This is a genomic window from Nostoc sp. JL23, assembly GCF_017115065.1.
Lineage (GTDB): Bacteria > Cyanobacteriota > Cyanobacteriia > Cyanobacteriales > Nostocaceae > Nostoc > Nostoc punctiforme_A.
On sequence record NZ_JABXKN010000059.1, the window covers coordinates 1 to 20,388 of the forward strand.

13 protein-coding genes are annotated in these 20,388 nt (G+C 38.8%); 7 read left to right on the forward strand and 6 right to left on the reverse strand.

Features of this window, described 5'->3' with window-relative positions:
• Positions 1-244: 244 nt before the first annotated feature.
• From HWQ42_RS11815 to gvpA, 3 genes are all read right to left on the reverse strand, one after another.
• Complete coding sequence (locus HWQ42_RS11815) at positions 245-490, reverse strand: hypothetical protein (RefSeq protein WP_292812162.1); 246 nt, start codon at positions 488-490, stop codon at positions 245-247.
• A 564-nt stretch (positions 491-1,054) separates the two neighbouring features.
• On the reverse strand, positions 1,055-1,525 hold the full coding sequence (gene gvpC, locus HWQ42_RS11820; RefSeq protein WP_292812164.1) for a gas vesicle protein GvpC: 471 nt from the start codon (positions 1,523-1,525) through the stop codon (positions 1,055-1,057).
• 342 nt (positions 1,526-1,867) lie between these two features.
• Positions 1,868-2,083 (reverse strand): gas vesicle structural protein GvpA, encoded by a 216-nt coding sequence (gvpA, locus tag HWQ42_RS11825; RefSeq protein WP_015080752.1) that lies wholly within the window; start codon positions 2,081-2,083, stop codon positions 1,868-1,870.
• Positions 2,084-2,530: 447 nt separating this feature from the next.
• On the opposite strand from gvpA, the gene HWQ42_RS11830 reads away from it, so the two are divergent.
• The 7 genes from HWQ42_RS11830 (at position 2,531) to HWQ42_RS11860 (ending at position 16,264) form a co-directional block, all read left to right on the forward strand.
• Positions 2,531-2,797, forward strand: a complete 267-nt coding sequence (locus HWQ42_RS11830) for a hypothetical protein (protein ID WP_292739129.1) — start codon at positions 2,531-2,533, stop codon at positions 2,795-2,797.
• Between the two features lie 977 nt (positions 2,798-3,774).
• Positions 3,775-5,670, forward strand: coding sequence for a CheR family methyltransferase (locus HWQ42_RS11835; protein ID WP_292812166.1), 1,896 nt, complete (start codon positions 3,775-3,777; stop codon positions 5,668-5,670).
• A gap of 195 nt (positions 5,671-5,865) precedes the next feature.
• Entirely contained in the window at positions 5,866-7,950 is a 2,085-nt protein-coding gene (locus HWQ42_RS11840; RefSeq protein WP_292812168.1) for a PAS domain-containing sensor histidine kinase, read from the forward strand.
• A gap of 54 nt (positions 7,951-8,004) precedes the next feature.
• On the forward strand, positions 8,005-8,601 hold the full coding sequence (locus HWQ42_RS11845) for a tRNA isopentenyl-2-thiomethyl-A-37 hydroxylase MiaE (protein ID WP_292739135.1): 597 nt from the start codon (positions 8,005-8,007) through the stop codon (positions 8,599-8,601).
• Positions 8,602-8,619: 18 nt separating this feature from the next.
• Positions 8,620-9,024 carry a VOC family protein gene (locus HWQ42_RS11850; protein WP_094353017.1) on the forward strand — a complete coding sequence of 135 codons (405 nt, stop codon included), beginning with the start codon at positions 8,620-8,622 and terminating at the stop codon, positions 9,022-9,024.
• A 46-nt stretch (positions 9,025-9,070) separates the two neighbouring features.
• Entirely contained in the window at positions 9,071-10,282 is a 1,212-nt protein-coding gene (gene cbiE, locus HWQ42_RS11855; RefSeq protein ID WP_292812170.1) for a precorrin-6y C5,15-methyltransferase (decarboxylating) subunit CbiE, read from the forward strand.
• Between the two features lie 363 nt (positions 10,283-10,645).
• Positions 10,646-16,264, forward strand: coding sequence for an ATP-binding sensor histidine kinase (locus HWQ42_RS11860; RefSeq protein ID WP_292812172.1), 5,619 nt, complete (start codon positions 10,646-10,648; stop codon positions 16,262-16,264).
• 99 nt (positions 16,265-16,363) lie between these two features.
• Here HWQ42_RS11860 and HWQ42_RS11865 read toward each other — a convergent pair whose 3' ends face one another.
• The 3 genes from HWQ42_RS11865 to HWQ42_RS11875 form a co-directional block, all read right to left on the reverse strand.
• Positions 16,364-17,917, reverse strand: coding sequence for an NAD(P)/FAD-dependent oxidoreductase (locus HWQ42_RS11865; protein ID WP_292812174.1), 1,554 nt, complete (start codon positions 17,915-17,917; stop codon positions 16,364-16,366).
• A gap of 16 nt (positions 17,918-17,933) precedes the next feature.
• Positions 17,934-19,571, reverse strand: a complete 1,638-nt coding sequence (locus tag HWQ42_RS11870; RefSeq protein WP_292812176.1) for a tryptophan halogenase family protein — start codon at positions 19,569-19,571, stop codon at positions 17,934-17,936.
• A gap of 72 nt (positions 19,572-19,643) precedes the next feature.
• A complete protein-coding gene (locus tag HWQ42_RS11875) occupies positions 19,644-20,357 on the reverse strand; it encodes a hypothetical protein (protein ID WP_292812178.1) in 714 nt (237 codons plus the stop codon).
• Positions 20,358-20,388 lie beyond the last annotated feature (31 nt).

Genomic DNA, 20,388 nt, shown 5'->3' on the forward strand with positions numbered 1-20,388 from the left:
TGAGTTTGGGAACCTGAGCAATCAGGATATTAAGGCTGTAAAGTCTTAAGAATCTCCGCACCTTCAGGTCGGAGAGTGTCAAGAAGTGGTATATCTTGCTTTAAGTATGAATCTAAAAACAAGTTTTCAGATTGTGTTTTAGACATTTTTTACCTCAAAGACAAACATTGATGTAAGAATGCAATGGTTAGGTAATGTTAAAACATGAAAAATTAAAAAGTCTTTAATACCTTGCTGTTAATCACTAGGCTTCAAGCGGCCAGTAATCAGACAAGGAAGTACCAAAGTTTGATGGTACTAACTCCCAACCTTGAGCTAAAAGGACTTGCATAGTGTGATACCCCTTTGAGCCAGCTTTAATTTCATAATCTGGTAAGCAATATTCGGGAAAACTTGTATATGGTTGCCAAGGGTCTTGAGGAGACAAACGCAGGTGAAGGATTTTCTGATTAAATGGATGTGGCAAATACCAGCAAATTTGACTTTTCATTTTGACTTGCAACTAAAATTTCAGTAAATGGACAACCTTTGAGCTAACGAATGAGATTCACAACGAAAATAGAGAGCTAGGAGGTTAGGCTAGGATTCATTAGTTATTCGCAATTAAACAAGAAACAGCTTTTTTGCTGTTATTTGTAGCGATCGCCATAGATTACAATAAGGGAAAATAGCTTTTCGAGACAAAAAACTTAGAATGTTGCAATTGGTAACTTGATATGCTATTCTACTTATATAGAGTAACAAGCCAAAAGTTAACGCTTGTTAATTCTAAAAACCAAGTTCAAGAAAAACTTTAAGACTTGATAACTCAGTAACACTAAATTAATAGATAGAATATCTAAACTTTTACACTAAAACTCATTGTTAAATTTGCCCCCTTTTCTGACCAGTTATTTAACTGCAAGATTAGGGGGTTTTACTATTTAATCTAGTTCGCCAACAGATTACCAATTCTCTAAAATAAATCTACAAATCTAGAGCAAGGAGGAAAGGAGAATAAACTGTAATTTAGAGAAAGGGTATTAACTCCCTTGGTCAGAGCGTTGACTAACAACTAAATATGCGTGCCAAAAATGCTTACAAACAAATCCTGACGAAATTGATGCAGATATTGCTTTTGTGCTTTGGCTTGCTCAGTTCTGTTCTTTGCTGTTTCTGCTAGAAATTCGTGGGTTGTTTGCTCAAGTTCTTGGTAGAACTCCTGCAAAAACTTTGCTTGAGCTTGAGCTTGAGCAAACCTTTCTTTAGTAGCTTCTGTGAGAAACTCGCGGTTTGTTTGCTCAAGTTCTTGGTGGAGAGCTTGAGCTTCAGCAAGCCTTTCTTTAGTAGTTTCTGTGAGAAACTCGCGGTTTGTTTGCTGTAGGTTTTGGTGGAACTGATGCAGATATTGGGCTTGCTTTTTGGCTTGCTCTTCTCTGTTTGCTGTTGTAGCGGACAAGAATTCATGAGTCTCTCTAAATAGTTGGGATACTTCCTCAGCTATCGACTTATGCTCTTGCCGGATTTTTTCCATTAAAGCCGTCATGAGATTCTCCGCAATATTATGAAAATTGTAAATAAACTACATTAAATGGACAATTAATATCCAGATAATGTAGCTCATACAATATCTGCTCTTGACATTTTATTCTTTGATAAATCTTGATTGAGAAGTATCAAGATAATCGACGAAAAACAGAAGAACAATCAGAATTACTTCTACCAAGTCTCTATGAAGATATACTGGGATGCAAGTCTCTAAAAAGGAACTGCAAAAAACGCAAAGAACAACACAGGAAAACGGGAGAGCGAAATATCTTGGCGCAGCTGACTTCACGAAGAAACGGTATTAGTTTGTAATTCTAATTTGATTGCATCTACTTAATAATTAAGCAGGTACAGCAGCTGACTGTGTTAAGCCTACAGCTTCTGCATATTTCAAGTAGGTTTCAACAGAAGCAATGACGATCCGAGCTTCGATTGCAAGTAATTCAATACCAACTAGGGAAACACGTACCCAAGCATCTATAACGATACCTTTATCCAAGATCCGATCAATAACTTCTGCCAAGCTTGAAGAAGAATTGGTTTTTTCGACTGCCATGATTTTAGACCTTAACTCATTGTTGATTGTTAGTATTAGCTAGGCATTTGCCTTTGCTCTCTACTGAATCAAATAAAACATACGTTTTCAAGAATGTAAAGAGTTTACTTGTGTAAAAAATCTAAATAAGACAGCTAGCAAAAGCAGTTGATAGCTTTAATGTTAAAGTTATGTTGATTTTATACATGACTTAAATTTAAATGTAAGTTTTAACTTTAAAGTATATTTAGTTTGTAATATTTGATGTAAGCTTTCGGATTTTTGTTAGACTTTTAAATACTTTAAAAAATATATTTATTTGATGTTTGACTGTTGCTTTAATGTATTGAATTAAGTAAATACACCGCTATTTTTATCTATCTTTTTTAAATTACGTGATATTACAGTTACTAAAACCTTTGGTAAATAATATAGGATATTTTCAACAACTATTTGGTAACGAAAATCATGTCTATAGAAGCTAGTTCTGATCCAGTACGGCAGGAAGCCTTAGCAGGTTTAATTGGTAGTTTAGTAAATCAAGGTCATCCAGTTCAATATGCTCAAGTGATGGCAACTTCAATTATTTTTCAGACAGACCTAGATTTAAGAAATGCCCAGATGGCTCGTCTTTTAAACTGGTTAAAACAGGAACATAAAGATATCTATGCATCTTCTCTAGTTATAGTTGAAGAAACCCGTGAGGAGTTTGAACACCGAGTTCAAGAGGGTTGAGTCGAATGGCACCCTTGTAAAGCTCTAAGCTATGTACAATAAGTACTAAGTCAATGGCACGCTTGTAAAGCACTTACCAGTAATAAAATGCCCTCTATGCCACCTCATTGATAAGCCAATACGCTTTAGTTAAGGGTTATTGGTGTAGAAAATTGGTTTTTTAAGACGCGATAAATCGCGTCTCTACATCAGGGTTTTGTTGCTCATTCTGAACTGTATTGATTGATCAGGTACTTCCAAAAAATAAAATCCTCATAATTAGTAATGATAATTATTGTAGGGGGTGGGGAGTTAGGATAGCTTTATGCTGCCCTAACTCTCTTTTTTGTAGTAAGTTCAATTATGTAATTGATACTGCCGCACGGGCTTTTGTAAAAAAACGGTAAACTAAGGTGCTAAATCTTTCAGGTCTAAAGTTTGCTTGCTTTTAGAACTTAAAATTACCAAAGGTAAATGCTGATGTTTGAGTATAGTATGGATCTTAGCTAAAAGGTTTGAACAATCGATGTAAGCGATCGCTCCCTTAAAAATATAAGTTCAAACAAGAGGAGAAAAGGTAAGCTACAGTAAGCAACGTGTTAGATTTAACTCTAATTATTCTGCTTAACTGTTTGTTACATACTGATAAATTTTCTCCTCTACTTATACCAATTTTTTATGAAGACGTATAGAAAGAACCTCACCGCCTACGGTACTTCCCCAATACTTTGGGGAAGTTGGGAAGGGTCAAAATAACCTGTAAGTTCACTCACAGAGAATTGGTATAAATTGATATCGCTTTCTTATGCTTTATATCTAGCAAGCTTTTTGCCTTTTTATAACCGTCGAACTCACGTTGTTTTAGAATGCAACTTGGTGTCACCATAGTTTCATGAGTATTTGATATTCGTGAATGAAGTCTTTGATACTTGCGGACGTAGAGCGGAACTCCACCCCTCTACTCCTCTGCTCCTTTTCCTCCTGCCCCTTTTTACCTTATGACTTCCGCAGAAAGAGATCCCAAATTTGAAAATCTACTAATTTATCTCAGACAAAGCCGAGGATTTGATTTTACAGGCTATAAGCGCTCGACTTTAATACGTCGGGTATGCAAGCGAATGCAGTCGTTGAATATAGAAAACTTTGAAGAGTATCAAGACTATCTAGAAGTTTATCCAGATGAATTCAATTATCTTTTCAACACTATTCTAATTAACGTTACCGCTTTTTTTCGAGATTCATCAGCTTGGGAATATATAGCAGATCAAATACTGCCTAATCTAATTAAAAATAAAAAAAGTTCTGACCAAATCCGCATCTGGAGCGCTGGCTGTGCTTCTGGGGAAGAAGCTTATACGCTGGCAATGTTGATGACCCAAATTTTGGGAGCAGAGGAATTTCGCCAACGAGTGAAAATTTACGCCACAGATGTAGATGAAGATACTCTCAACCAGGCTCGACAAGCCGTGTATTCAGCGAAAGATGTCCAAGCAGTGCCAGATGAACTGCGGCAGAAATACTTTGAGATTGTCGGAAACCGCTATGTCTTCCGCCAGGATTTGCGCCGCTCAGTGATTTTTGGTCGCCACGATTTGCTTCAGGATGCGCCCATTTCACGCTTAGATTTATTAGTCAGCCGCAATACATTAATGTATTTTAATTCTGAGACGCAAGGGCGGATTCTGGCCCGGTTTCATTTTGCACTCAATGATAATGGCTATCTGTTTTTGGGAAAAGCAGAGATGCTATTGATGCATTCTAATCTGTTTACGCCACTTGACTTGAAAAACCGAATATTTACGAAAGTATCGACGGTGAATTTACGCGATCGCCTCTTAGTTATGGCAAATTCAATAGATGACGAATCTAGCAGCCGTTTGTCTCGAAACCTCCGGCTGCGAGAGATGGGTTTTGACACAGCGCCAATCGCCCAAATAATCGTTGATATCAATGGCACTCTGATCATGGTGAACGAGCAGGCGCGGACTTTGTTCGCCCTTTCCCCCAAAGATTTAGCTCGTCCTTTCCAGGATCTAGAACTTTCTTATCGACCAGTTGAATTGCGATCGCTAATTGAACGGGCTTATACTGAACGCCGTCCTGTAAGCCTAACCAACGTAGAGCGCTATTTGTCTAATACAGAAACCCAATATCTGGATGTGCAAATTACGCCTTTACAAGAAACAGACACCAGTTTTTTAGGTGTCAGTATCTCCTTTCATGATGTCACCCGTTATATTCAACTTCAAGATGCCCTGCAACGTTCACAACAAGAATTAGAAACTACCAACGAAGAACTCCAATCTACTAATGAAGAATTAGAAACTACCAACGAAGAACTCCAATCTACTAATGAAGAATTAGAAACTACCAACGAAGAACTCCAATCTACTAATGAAGAATTGGAGACAATGAATGAAGAACTTCAATCTACTAATGAAGAATTGCAGACAATTAATAACGAACTAAGCGAGCGCACCACAGAACTTAATCGCACAAATATTTTCATTGTCTCTATTCTCAAGAGTTTGCAAACTGGAATAGTGGTAATTGACAGTAGCTTTAATATCTCTATTTGGAATTACATGGTCGAAGATTTATGGGGCTTGCGGACTGATGAAGTTCTCGGAAAGTCTCTCTTCAGCCTAGATATTGGGCTACCCGTCGAGCAGTTGCGATCGCCTCTTCGCGAATCCCTATCTGGGAAAAAGCAGTTTCAAGAAATGCTCCTCGATGCTACCAATCGTCGGGGTAGGCAAATAAAATGTTATCTGGCAATTACTCCGCTACTTGGCATTGAAATGCAAGGAGCAGTTTTGATGATGGTAGATGTAGAGAGAGTCAATAGTATGATTTCTACTCAAGAAATGGAGGAACGGCGGCAGCAGAAATAAAAATTAAAAATTAAAAATAGGAATTTAAACTCCGGCTGTAGCAAGATTCACCAGGATAACTGATGCTATATGATAAAAATACTTATTTTATATGTATTATATTAAACTATTGTTCCCTATAGTCGCTTTACTGAAGCAGAGGTCAGTTTTCCTTCTGCGTTTCTTGATAAAAGCAATTATATGAGAAGACTACAAATGACTAAGGAAAATTTTCAACAAGCGATTGTCGAGGCGCATCAACGACTAGAAAACCTTTTGCAGCTTGCAACTATAGCGGCAGAGAAATCTATAGAGCAGGATGATCCGGCCGAGCTTTTGCAACAAGCGATTACCGAAATATCTATTTCTCTGGAAGAGTTACAGCAACAAAATGAGGAACTTATCGTTACACGCCATTTGGTAGAAGCAGAACGTCAACGTTATTACGATTTATTTAACTTTGCCCCAGATGGTTATTTGCTTACAGATGCTACTGGAATTATTCAGGAAGCTAACTATGCTGCGGCTAAGTTATTGAATGTGCGTCAGTCTTACCTAATTGGTAAACCAATGGCTGTGTTTGTGTATCAAACAGAACGGCAGAAATTTCGTCAAATCATGCTGGAATTGCAACAGCAGGGGCAAATCAGCAGAGAAGAGTTACGGTTTTTTCATGAAGAAGGAATTACAGACTTTCCGGCAGAACTAACTGCGATCGCTGTGGAAAATAGTAATAGTCAGAGTAAAATAGGAAACTTGCGCTGGCTATTCAGAGACATTAGCGATCGCCACCAGCAAGAACATAAAATTCGCGAACAAGCTGCCCTATTAGACATCACAACAGACGCAATTATTGTAGAAGATTTGCACAACCAAATCTTATTCTGGAACCAAGGCGCAGAGAAGATGTACGGCTGGCAAGTTCAGGAAGCTCAAGGAAAAAACGTCTGGGAACTTTTATCTAAAGAAACCTCTTCTCCACTCTCAACAGCTCAGAAAACTGTGATTGAGTGTGGAACATGGCAGGGAGAGTTACATAAATTTAAAAAAAATGGTAAAGAAATAATCATTGCTAGCCGCTGGACATTGATGTTCGATGCTGTAGGCTTACCTAAATCAATCCTGATTATTGACACCGATATTACCGAGAAAAAACAACTCGAAACTCACCTATTGCATAGTCAACGTTTAGAAAGCTTAGGCACTCTCGCCAGCGGTATTGCTCATGACCTCAACAATATTCTCACTCCAATCATGGGAATTGCTCATCTGCTGCCCCTAAAATATCCCCATCTTGATGACAGTTCGCTGCAAATGCTGAAGATGCTAGAAACCAATGCCAAGCGCGGCGGTGATTTGGTGAGGCAAATTTTGTCATTTACTCGTGGTTCTGAAAAAAAATTCACAATCGTATTAGTATCGCAATTGCTTGAAGACATCAAACAGATAGTCCAACAGACATTCCCCAAATTCATCGACATCAACACAGAGATAGCGCCAGATATCGGGATGGTTGTCGGAGACAGTACTGAACTGCATCAGGTGTTAATGAACCTAGTAGTCAATGCTCGTGATGCCATGCCCAATGGTGGTAAACTCTGTATTTCTGCCACCAAGCTATTCATCGATGAAAACTATGCCAGGATGCACATAGGGGCAACAGTTAATTCCTACGTGAAGATTACAGTTACTGATACTGGAGTTGGCATTGACTCAGAAATTATCGATCGGATTTTTGATCCCTTTTTCACCACCAAAGAAGTGGGTAAGGGTACGGGACTGGGTTTATCTATCTTGATGGGCATCGTCAAAAGCCACGGCGGTTTTGTGGAAGTAGCCAGTCAGGTAGGAATTGGGACTAAATTCCAAATATATCTGCCAAGCAAGGAAGGCAGGATTTCTCAAATAATAGATGAGATAGAACTGCCAAGAGGTCAGGGAGAATTGATTTTAGTTGTTGATGATGAATTAGCCATCACTCAGATCGGTAAAGCCACACTGGAAATCCATAACTACAAGGTATTGACTGCCCAAAATGGGATTGAGGCCATTGCCCTGTACACCGAGCATCAAGATAAAATTAGGCTAGTGCTGATAGATATAATGATGCCGTCAATGGGTGGAGAAACAGTCATCAGCACCTTGCAAACCATCAACCCAGAAGTGCAAATTATTGCGATGAGTGGATTAGCTAGCTCTGAGGCATTAGTCCAAAGTATGGGTATTGCTATCCAAGGATTTTTAGCAAAACCCTTCACCCCTAAAGAATTATTGAATTTTGTCCAAACAATATTCCGTTAAAATCAGTTTGCTACGATACTCAGCCAAATTTAAATTCTGGAGTTTTGTGACTCTGTGCTTACTCAGTTATCGACTATCAATGCCTTGAAACAGCCCACTAGTTCTGCTTGGGTTGAACAAGCGATCGCTAATTTAGATATCATCTTACTCGACCACTCCCACTGTGAACGCAAAGCAGCAGGCGTGGCCTTGAACATGATGTTTCGCTACCCTTCCAATACTAAAATGGTACGGGAGCTAACTGCGATCGCCCGCGAAGAACTAGAACACTTTGAGTTAGTTAACCAATGGTTAGAACGCCGGAATATTCCCCTGGCTCCCCTACCGCCGCCTCCATACGGCGCGGGTTTAAAATCTCAAGTACGCCCCAAAGAACCTGAGCGATTTCTGGATTCCTTGCTAGTTACTGGTTTAATCGAAGCTCGCTCTCACGAACGCTTGGGACTATTAGCTGCTCATTGTCCAGAGCCAGAGTTAGCAAAATTTTATCGTGGGCTAATGGCATCCGAAGCGCGTCACTACGGTATATATTGGGTTTTAGCTGCTACTTATTTCGACAAAGAAATTGTCATGCAACGGCTTGATGAATTAGCAATTGTCGAAAGCGAGTTGCTGGCGACTTTGCACCCAGAACCTAGAATTCACAGTTAGTAGACTAACCCAACAGATATGAAGCTTCAGCTAACACACCTGAGACTGCTTGTCTCCAACTACAAAGATTCTTTTCTGTTCTATCGGGATCTGCTGAAATTTGATGTCGATTGGGGCGATGAAGATAGCGGATATGCTGAGTTTAATACCGGATATCTCAAGCTAGGTTTACTCAAACAAGAATTAATGGCCGAAGTCGTCCCCAGAATTGAACAGCCTTCATACATTGTCAATCGAGATAAAGTTGTTCTGATTTTGGCAGTCGATAACGTGGATGAGGTCTATGAGCAAGTAAAGGATCAAAATGCGCTAGTTGTGACTCAACCACAAGATCGCCCAAGCTGGGGAATCCGCACAGCTCATTTGCGCGATCCTGATGGCAATCTGATCGAAATCTACAACAATCTAGGAATTATCAGTTAAAACTTCGCTACCAACAAGGTTATAAAGTAATTAATCATGAATTAGCATGATACAGAAATGGCTTTCTATTGTTGGCATTGGGGAAGATGGATTAGAGGGGTTAAGCGCGATCGCTCGTTCTCTAATCGATGGAGCTAAAGTAATTGTCGGAGGCGATCGCCATTTATCGATGCTTCCTCCAGATGACCAACGTGAGAAACTCGTCTGGACATCTCCCATTAGTGCTTCAGTAGAGGAAATTATCCAACGCCGGGGTCAGTCAATCTGCGTACTCGCAAGCGGCGATCCGATGTGTTACGGCATTGGTGTCACCTTGATGCGGCGAATTCCCATCTCTGAAATGACAATTATCCCTGCACCTTCAGCCTTCAGCCTCGCCTGTGCCAGGGTGGGATGGTCTTTAACTGAGGTGGAAACCTTGAGTTTGAATGGTCGTCCATCCTCCCTACTCCAGTCTTACATTTATCCGGGAGCGCGACTGTTGATTTTGAGTGAGGGCAAAGACACACCAGCGCTCGTTGCTCAAATTTTAACAAATCGCGGCTATAGTAGCAGTAAAATCACTGTATTGGAACGTATGGGCGGCACTAATGAAAGAATTGTGGAAGGTATGGCTGCATCCTGGAATGAAACTGAAGTTGCAGTGTTGAATGCGATCGCAGTTAATTGTATTGCTGATGCTGGGGTTATCCCATTACCAAGATTACCAGGATTACCAGATAACGCCTACCACCACGATGGACAGTTAACGAAGCGTGAAGTTAGGGCAATCACCCTAGCAGCTTTAGCACCCACACCGGGAGAATTATTGTGGGATGTGGGCGCGGGTTGCGGCTCAATTTCAATTGAATGGATGCGGAGTCATCCTCGGTGTCGAGCGATCGCGATTGAACAAAATTCCTCTAGAGTACTATATATTGCTGACAACGCCACCACTCTCGGTACTCCAAATCTGCAAATCATTGAAAGTAAAGCGCCCCATACTCTGAAAGATTTGCCAGCACCAGATGCAATTTTTATTGGTGGTGGGGTGACAGCAACGGGACTTTTTGATATTTGCTGGGAAGCACTGCGGCCGGGTGGACGTTTAGTAGCAAATGTTGTCACGGTAGAGGGTGAGCAAACTTTATTTCAATGGCATGAGCGAGTCGGTGGCAATTTAACTCGTATTGCCATTCAGCGGGCAGAACCTATTGGTAAATTTTTAGGTTGGCGAGCAATGGCGGCTGTGACGCAATGGGTAGTAGTGAAGTCTTAAAAATTGCATAGTTAAAGTTATAAGTTATAAGTGCGTAGACGCTTCTCCTGTCGGAGACGCTACGCGAACGTCTTGTCGCAGACATCGCTTTGGTAATTTTGTTATAACTTACGTAAATTCTTGCCTTGTTATACGCGGTATAGTTCGTAAAATGTATTTTGCTAAGAGCATGAATAATTGCAAGTATATTCTCTAGCTCTACATACAGCAAAATAAATATCCGCTATACCTAAAATCTGCTGTTAGTTGGTGATTAAGAGACTTAATTTTTACTATATCACAAAATCGCCCTGTTCACTGATAGCAGTAACTATCTCCTGGGTATACTAAACAATAGAAAGAAAATTATCATAACTAGATACAATGTTAATAGAATCAGACAAACTATTTCTTATACTTGGCTATCGCATTATTAAGCAATTGTATTCGGGTAAGAAAACCTTAGTTTATCGAGCTATAAGAGAAAAAGATCAGCAATTAGTTATTTTAAAATTGATGCGTAGTGCCGAGCCTAGTTTTGCTGAAATTAATCAGTTTCATAATCAATATGCTATTACCAAAAATATTGAAATTCCAGGCATAGTCAAACCAATAAGCCTAGAAAAACATGACAATAGATATATTATAGTAATGAAAGATTATGGAAGTATAGCCCTTAATCTCTGGCAGCAAGAAGAGAATAAAAAAGGAAATAATTCTGTTTCATTGAGCGAGTTTTTAAATATTGCCATTGAAATTAGTGCAACTTTGGAACAGCTACATCACCATCGCATCATTCACAAAGATATTAAACCTGCTAATATTTTGATTCATCCGATAACAGGTAAAACTAGGATCATCGACTTTAGTATTGCTACTCTATTACCAAAAGAAATTCAATTTCTCACAAATCCCAACGTCCTAGAAGGTACTCTAGCTTATATTTCCCCTGAACAAACAGGACGCATGAATCGAGGTATAGACTACCGTACTGACTTTTATTCCTTGGGTGTTACCTTCTTTGAACTCCTAACAGGACAGTTACCCTTCAGTACAACTGACCCGATGGAGTTAGTCTACTCTCACATTGCCAAAGAACCGCCAAAAGCTAGCTATATCAACTCCAATATTCCCACAATTTTATCTGATATTATCAGCAAGCTGATGGCAAAAAATGCCGAAGACCGATATCAGAGTGCTCATGGACTTAGGTATGACTTGGAGAGATGCCAAAACCAATGGACAGAGAAACAAAATATTACAGTCTTTGAATTAGGTAGTCGGGATATCTTAAATCATTTTGCCATCCCTGAAAAACTTTATGGTCGTCAAAGAGAGATTGAAATTCTACTCGCTACTTTTGACCGGGTAACAAAGGGAAGCACGGAAATGATTTTAGTCTCTGGTTACTCAGGGATTGGTAAAACGGCTGTGGTAAACGAAGTCCAAAAACCTATTGCTAGACAGCGTAGTTACTTCATCAAAGGAAAATTTGACCAATTCCAACGTGATATCCCCTTGTCAGGATTGGTGCAAGCTTTGCGGGATTTAATTGAGCAAATCCTATCCGAAACAGATGCCCAAATTCAACAGTGGAAAACCAAAATCTTATCGGCATTGAGTACGCAATCTCAGGTAATCATTAATGTAATTCCTGAACTTGAAATAATTATTGGCAAACAATCTGCATCTGCGGAACTTACTGGTAGCGCTGCTCAAAATCGCTTCAATTTATTATTCCAGAGATTTATCCAAGTATTCTCTACTAAAGATCATCCTCTAGTCATCTTTCTAGATGATTTGCAATGGGCAGATACGGCTTCCTTGAAGTTTATTCAATTATTAATGGATGGAACTTCTTCTCGGTTTGCTAAGGATACAGAGAATCTATCTGAAAAGAAAAGTAGTTTACTACTAATTGGTGCTTATAGAGATAATGAAGTTTCAAATCTACATCCGCTACATTTAACACTACAAGAAATTGTCAATACAGGAGGAATAATTAATACAATTAAACTCTTACCTTTAAGTCAGATTGATTTAAATCATCTAATTTCTGATACGCTGCGTTGTTCAGAAACAATTGCTATATCTCTGACTCAAATGGTATTTCTAAAAACTAAAGGAAATCCCTTCTTTGCATCTCAATTTCTCAAGTTATTATATGATGATGGATTAATTGAATTAAATTTTGATGCTGGTCATTGGAAGTACGATATTACCAAAATTCAAACTTTATCTCTTACAGATGATGTAGTAGAGTTTATGGGTATACAAATAGAAAAATTGCCCCAAAATGTACAAAATGTATTGAAAATAGCTGCTTGTATTGGTAATGAATTTGACTTAAAAACATTATCACTTGTTAATGAAAAATCTGTAATAGATACTGCATCTGATTTATGGCAAGCATTACTTGAAGGATTGATTATTCCTCAGAAAGATGGTTATAATTTTGCACTAGAAAATGATAGAAACCTTCTCAGCTTTTCGACTAGAGAATCAGAAAATTTCTCAACAAAAAATTCCCAACTGGCCAGATATAAATTCGTACATGACAGAGTTCAGCAAGCAGCTTATTCTCTAATTTTCAAAGACAAAATAAAGCAAATGCACTTAAAAATCGGGCTACTTCTCTTGAAGAATACCCCAGTTGCTGAACGGGAAGAAAATATTTTTGAGCTTGTCAATCATTTCAATATTGCAGCTGAATTTATCAGCCATCAAGCTAAACGTTATGAGTTAGCTGAAATGAATCTAATTGCTGGACGTAAAGCTTTAGTATCAACAGCTTATTCATCGGCACTTAAGTATTTAACTACTGGAATTGAGCTACTAGCAGATGATAGTTGGGAAACTAAATATAATATCACCTTAGCTTTGTATAATACAGCAGCAGAAGCAGCATATCTCAGTGGTGACTTTGAATATACAGAAAAATGTGCCCAGGTTGTGTTGGTGAAAGCGAAAACTCCACTAGATCGAGTCAAAGCTTATGAAGTTGAAATACAGTCTTATGGTGCACAAGGAAAAGAACTGGAAGCTGTCCATATTGCAAAAACATTTTTGAAAATTTTGGGAGTAGAGTTTCCTACAAATCCCAGCCAATCAGATATTCAGTTAGCAATAGAGGCAACATCTGCAAAATTGGTTAATAGATCGATTCAAGACTTAATTGAACTGCCGGAAATTACAGAAGCGCAACCACTGATAATCATGCGTATTCTATCAAGTACAATTGGTCTTGCTTATACAGTTGCACCAGAATTATTACTGTTTATTATTCTGAAACAGATCAATTTATCAATCAAATATGGTAATTCTCCTTTGTCTGCTTTTGCGTATGTCATGTATGGAGTAATGTTGTGTGGGGTAATAGGAGACATTGATTCTGGATATAAATTTGGCAAACTAGCTGATAGTTTGTTGCCTAATTTCCAAACAAAAGAAGTAACTGGCAAGGTTATGGAAACATTTAATCATCTTGTCAGACATTGGAAAGAGCATTTAAAGGAAACATTGAAACCTTTACTTGAGGCTTATACTACTAATCTTGAAGTAGGAGATATGGAATTTGCAGCTTATGCTCTTTATGGTTACTCTCAACATGCATACTTTACAGGACAAGAACTAATAAAACTTGAGCAAGATATAGAAATATATAGCAAGACTATTAAGCAAATAAAGCAAGAAAGAGTATTTTATTGGAATGAAATATTCCGTCAGACAATCTTGAATCTTATAGGAGATGTTCAAAATCCGCACAGTTTAATCGGTGAAGTCTATGATGAAGATAAAATGTTACCACTTCATCTTAAAGCTAAAGATGGAGTAGCGCTTTTTTTCTTATATTTCTGCAAACTTCACATATCTTATCTGCTGGCTGATTACCCTCAAGCTCTTAAAAATACAGTCATGGCAGAAAAGTACTTATCTGCTGGTGTCGGCATGTTTGTAACTGCTCAATTTTATTTTTATGATTCATTGACGCATCTAGCAGCATATTCTGATTTCGATGAATGTGAACAAAAAGAAGTCCTTCATAGAGTAACCGAAAATCAGAAAAAAATGCAAAACTGGGCAGAACAGGCTCCCATGAATCATCTGCATAAATTTTATTTAGTAGAAGCAGAACGGCATCGAGTTCTTGGTCAATATCTTGAAGCGATAGATAATTATGAATGTGCTATTTCCCTTAGCAAAGAAAATGAGTACATTAACGAAGAAGCTCTAGCTTGTGAATTAGCCGCTACATTTTATCTCAAATGGGGTAAACAAAAAATCGCCCAACTCTACCTCACTGATGCCTACTATTCCTATGTTCGCTGGGGAGCATTAGCCAAAGTTTATGACTTACAAAAGCGCTATCCTCAATTACTTCTCCCCATGATTCAGAAAGAAGGATTTAGCTATTCTTACAGTGAAAATAATCTACCTGAACTGAGCTTACACCTATCTACACTTAGTAATAAATCTACTCTGGTGACTAATGAAACTGTCATAGGCTCCAACACTAGTATTTCAGATATGTTAGATTTGGGAACTGTGATTAAAGCTTCTCAAGCAGTGTCTGGGGAGATTAAATTGGAGGCACTTCTTTCTACTTTAATGGAAGTTGTGATGGAGAATGCAGGAGCTTCTAAATGTGTGCTGATATTGAGTGAAGCTAATAACTTAGATTTAACTATTGCTGCAATTAGTTCTGCTTCCACTTTTAGAGATACTCACACAGAGTTTTTATCTATTCCTTTCGAGTCTAGCGATCTTGTTCCTATTTCTTTGATTAATTATGTCAAACGAACCCAAGAAATATTAGTAATTGATGACATTAAAGAGAAAGCTTATTTTGCAGTAGATAGTTATATTAAGCGTGAGGAGCCAAAAAGCATATTATGTATTCCAATGCTTAATCAAGGTAAATTGCTGGGGCTGATTTATCTAGAAAATAATTTAACTACAGGAGCATTTACACGCGATCGCTTAGAAGTTCTCAAGCTCTTAACTATCCAAGCTTCAATCTCTTTAGAAAATGCCATTCTTTACAATAATTTGGCTGAAGCGAATGAACAATTGGAGGACTACAGTCATATACTAGAGGAAAAGGTGGTAGTAAGAACAGCAGAACTTAATGAAAAAAATCAGCATCTGCAAGAAGCTCTAGAAGAATTACAAAGTACCCAAAGTAAATTAATTCAAAGTGAAAAAATGTCTTCATTAGGGCAAATGGTGGCGGGAATTGCCCATGAAATTAATAACCCTATCAATTTTATTCATGGTAATATCAGTCACGCCAGTGACTATGTTCAACAATTGCTAGATTTGATTAATATTTATCAGCAACAATATCCCCATCCCTCAGCAATAGTGGAGCAAAAAATTGGGGAAATGGATATAGAATTCCTGAGAGAAGACCTCCCAAGAGTTCTTGATTCGATGAAGGTGGGAAGTTCCCGTATCCGAACTATTATTCTGAGCTTACGTAACTTCTCTCGTCTAGATGAATCAGAAATGAAGCCTGTAAATATTCATGAAGGCATCGACAGTACCCTAATGATTTTGCAGCACCGACTCAAGGAAAAGAGCGATTGCCCGGAAATTCAAGTCTTTAAAGAATACGCGCAACTGCCGGATGTTATTTGCTATGCTGGTCAACTCAACCAAGTGTTTATGAATATTTTAAGTAATGCGATCGATGCTTTAGAGGACTACAAGAATAAAGAAGATTCTCCCAGCAAAAATCCTCAAATTCGTATTCGTACTGAACTAGGAGAAGTAAACACGTTGAAGATTCGGATTGCTGATAACGGTTATGGCATGACTGCACAGGTGATGCAGAAAATATTTGATCCATTTTTTACCACTAAGGCAGTAGGAAGTGGTACGGGGTTGGGGTTGTCAATTAGTTATCAAGTGGTAGTGGACAAACATAAAGGTCAGTTAAGCTGTGAATCGACTCCGGGAAAGGGAACTGAGTTTGTGATTGAGATTCCAATGCAACAGTGAGACAAGCTGTTAATACTGAAAAATTTACAATACTCAGCACTCAGTACTCTTCATAATACGGTTCGGTTTAGAACTTCATCGAACCGGATTATGGAGATATCAAGGAACGCTTTTTACCTCTACACTTGCCGCGATCGCAAAATCATTAAGAGATGAATGTTGTTTTTGTTTTACCTGTAATTCCTTACCCAGATGCTTGTAAGCAGATGGATCTATTGGCATCAGGAACTCCCCAACCAAGTTTCCTGGTTGACGGCGGCTACTCAAACCCATATCCTGAAGTAACTCATCAATGTAATGGAATGTAAAAGGAGTTACACATGCTCCACTGACGAAAGCATAAGGTCTATCTTTCTTCCTCCATTCCAACTCTGCTGTTACATCCTCTAACATCTGTTGCGGGGATGGTAAAAGTATATTTTCTTTGACATACTCTGATAACCACCTAGCACCAATCTCTGCTGATAACTGGGCACAGAAAGTATAGTTATAACCAACAAAACCCATCTGTGGAACATGAGGGTGAATAAGATGGCGGTAAAGATGGATAGTGCCTTCCTCATCAAATACGTGTCTGCGGTACTTCTCTTCTAAAAAGGGGATATCCTGAAGAAAACCTGTGCCAAAGACAACAACATCTGCCTGTATTTGTTCGCCGTTATCCAATTCCACACCACTAGGAAAAAACTTGTTGATCTTTGTCTTCACAGCACGAATTTTACCCGCGCGTACATGCTCAAAAAAGCCTTTAGGCACTAAGCCGATACTACAACCAATTAATTTGTTCATAGGTTGTTTGGGCACCATTCCACAAGCATCAAGGGGAAACTGTAAGCGCAGTATAGTCTCATTTAGGCGCCAGAATGCCCACACCAGTGGCTTCCCAAAACTATGCAGCCACTTTTCCCATCCTTGAAGTTTATGATAGGGCATCCAAGTTTCTGCAAACCGAGTCAGGAAAATATACTTGATGTTTAACAGACCGAGAAAGAAGTTGGGAACTTTCCACAGTGCTTGACGGAACACAAGGGTACATTCTTTGGCCTTGCTAGCTGCAAGATTCGCCAGATCGGTGGCTGACTTGCCAAAACCGACAACAACCACTCGCTTGCCCTCAATGACAGAGCCGTCATTAAAGTTGTTAGTATGTATTACCTGACCTCCGGCGGCAATGAACTCTTCCATCCCCGGCAAGTTAGGAATGTAGGGAATATCATAAGTGCCATTGCACACAATTACAAAGTCGAACTCGTAATTTTGTTTTCTGATCTCTTTACCATCTTCTTGAAAGTTAACACTAACCATCCATCCAGGAGTATTTCCTGATTTGCGCTCCACTTTAGTTACTTTCGCACCGAACTGAATTTTTTCTACTACACCAAAGTGTCGGGCATAGGATTCAAGGTAAGCGCATATTTGCTCTCCTGAAGGCCATTCTGGATAGGACGCAGGCATAGGATAGTCCGAGAAAGCATAGGTGTCTCTGGGATTTTGGATTGACAGTCCTGGGTAAGTTCTCGATCTTTCCCACACACCACCAAGTCCCTGCCGTTTCTCGAACAATGTAACTTCGTAACCTTCCTCAAGAAACGTCTTTGCTGAGACTAATCCGCTGACTCCAGCCCCAATCACGCATACTTGTTTCACTGTCATCTTGGGTTCTCCTAAATTATGAAACTAGTGTAGGAATCTGATATGCCCGATCGCTAACGCTCAGATACTCCGACTGTTCTTGTGACTTAATTACATGAGTTAAGTATTCATATTGAGATGGCAAGGTTGAAGTTAGGTAGTTGGCTCTTTCCCTAATTTCCACAAATGCAGCCTCAGCATTGTGATTTCCGACATGTTCAAAGATCGGAAGACTGCTTTCGGGTATGTAATTTAGCCCCAGCAACATTACCGAATAAGAGTAAGACTCGAAGCCGTGGTATTTCAGGTTGATAGTCTTATTGCTTGGCAGTCTATTTTTCCATAACCTTAATTTTTCCTGTAGTTCTTCTGGAACTTTGATATTGTTCTTGGTTGCTTTCCAGAAGTCTGTGTCGGTGCGATCGCTAGCATAGTAATGAAGTGTCAGAAATTCTCGCACACCATCTATGCAGTCAGCAATAACTTTGTTATAGCTGTGAATTAGCTCTTGATTGAAAGATTTGCTGGGAAAGTGGCTAACTAACTCTTCAATTCCATGTTGAATGAAGAAGATGCCAGTAGATTCTAGTGGTTCCACAAATCCACTGGAAAGCCCAATTGCTACACAGTTTTTCACCCATGAGTTTCTGTTACGTCCAATCCGCATCTTGATATGAGAGACCTGACGATTATTAGCAGCGGCTCCCAAATGCTGGCGAAATTCTTGTTCTGCGTCCTCAGCAGAAATGAATGCACTCGAATAAACATACCCTGTACCATCTCTGCCATACAAAGGTATATTCCAGACCCAACCAGACGAAAGCGCAGTCGCTGTAGTGTAAGGTTTGATGCCATCTTTTTTTATATCAGTTGGTATCTGCATTGCGATCGCGCGATCGCACAACAGTGAATCTGAATAAGAAATGAATGGCTCACCAAGCGCTTTGTTAATCAAAAGACCACGGAAACCAGTACAGTCAATGAAAAGGTCGCCACTGAGAATGCCATACTCTTTGGTTATGAGACTATCTATGCTCCCATCCTCAGTTAACTTAATATCCACCACATCATCAACAATTTGCTTCACTCCCCTTTCCATTGCATAATCTTTCATGAATCTTGCGAGTAGATTCGCATCAAAATGATAGGCATAGGGGTACTGAATGTTTAACTTATCCAGTATATTTTTCTTGACGATATCCTCTTGAGAAAATTCATTTTGAACTTTGCGATCGAAGACTTTACCATCTAAATATCTCGGAGATAGTTGATGGTCGCACAGCCAGGGAGTTAGAAAGCAGGCATAATCAAATGCTTCTTGGTCTTTCTTCATTTTCAGCCACCATTCAGAGATATCAAAGCCGTCAATTACCTCATATCTCTGGAAAGGATGGTAGAAGTGTTGGCCCTTCGCATTCCAGTTGACAAATTTAATTGCCATTTTATATGTAGCATTACACTTTGGCATCCATTCATGTTCTTGTAGCCCAAGAAAATCAAAGAATACTTTGATGGTACTAAAAGTTGCTTCTCCAACTCCAATTTTGGTGATGTTAGATGATTCCACTAGAGTAATATTAATATTTTTATCTAGTGCTTTGCTCAAATAAGCTGCTGTCATCCAACCTGCGGTTCCACCACCAACAATTACAATATTTTGTACATTCTGTGACATAGTTAAAGTTCCTCTTTGAGTCTAAAATTAAGTAGGCAGGGAGGTCAATTTCAAAAAAGCTTTCTCAAGAATTTATGCAGCTTTCAATTCTTGCTCAATTTGATGTGTTTTAGCATATGCCAAAAGCTCATTTGTAAATTGCGTGAAAGCTGTAAATAAGTTCTCAACTAATTCAAAAGCTTCTTGCCGATTTTCTTCTGATAGTTGAATATCTTGTAAAAATTGCTCTATTCCAGATAGACTTGTCATGTGACCAGTTTCAACATTCAGATGGAAATCTGCGAAGTATCGGCATGGTTTTTGGGTAATTGCTTTAATTTCTTTGCCAATCTCTGATGCCGTTGAAAACATGATGTTACCCGTTGATTCCGTAACTTCAATAACTATGATTTTCTGAATAGGAGTAGCTTGTGAAGTATATCGATAGAGTTGATAATTTAAACAGCGAGCATTCTTAGTTTCTTCACTCCAAAGAAATTTTAATGCTTCACTAAAATTCACTGATTTGTCAAATTCTAGGTTCTTCAAATCTTCCAGAAACCACAGCCAATGATGGTCATCTTCATAAGTATGCTTGTTAATTAATGTCTGAATTGGATCGTTTGTTGGTTCTACCCGCAAAAAATATTTATTCAGTTCTCCAAAATTCATAATAAAATGAGCAGCACATGGTGCCCAAGCTAACCTTTGTCTGGGATTTATACTTTGATCTTGCATAAATTTAAACAATGGCACTTGAGCAAATTCTTGTTTTTTTTGTTCAATCAGTGCTAGTACTTGTTGCATTTTGAATTGTGCTGATTTTCACGAAGTTCAA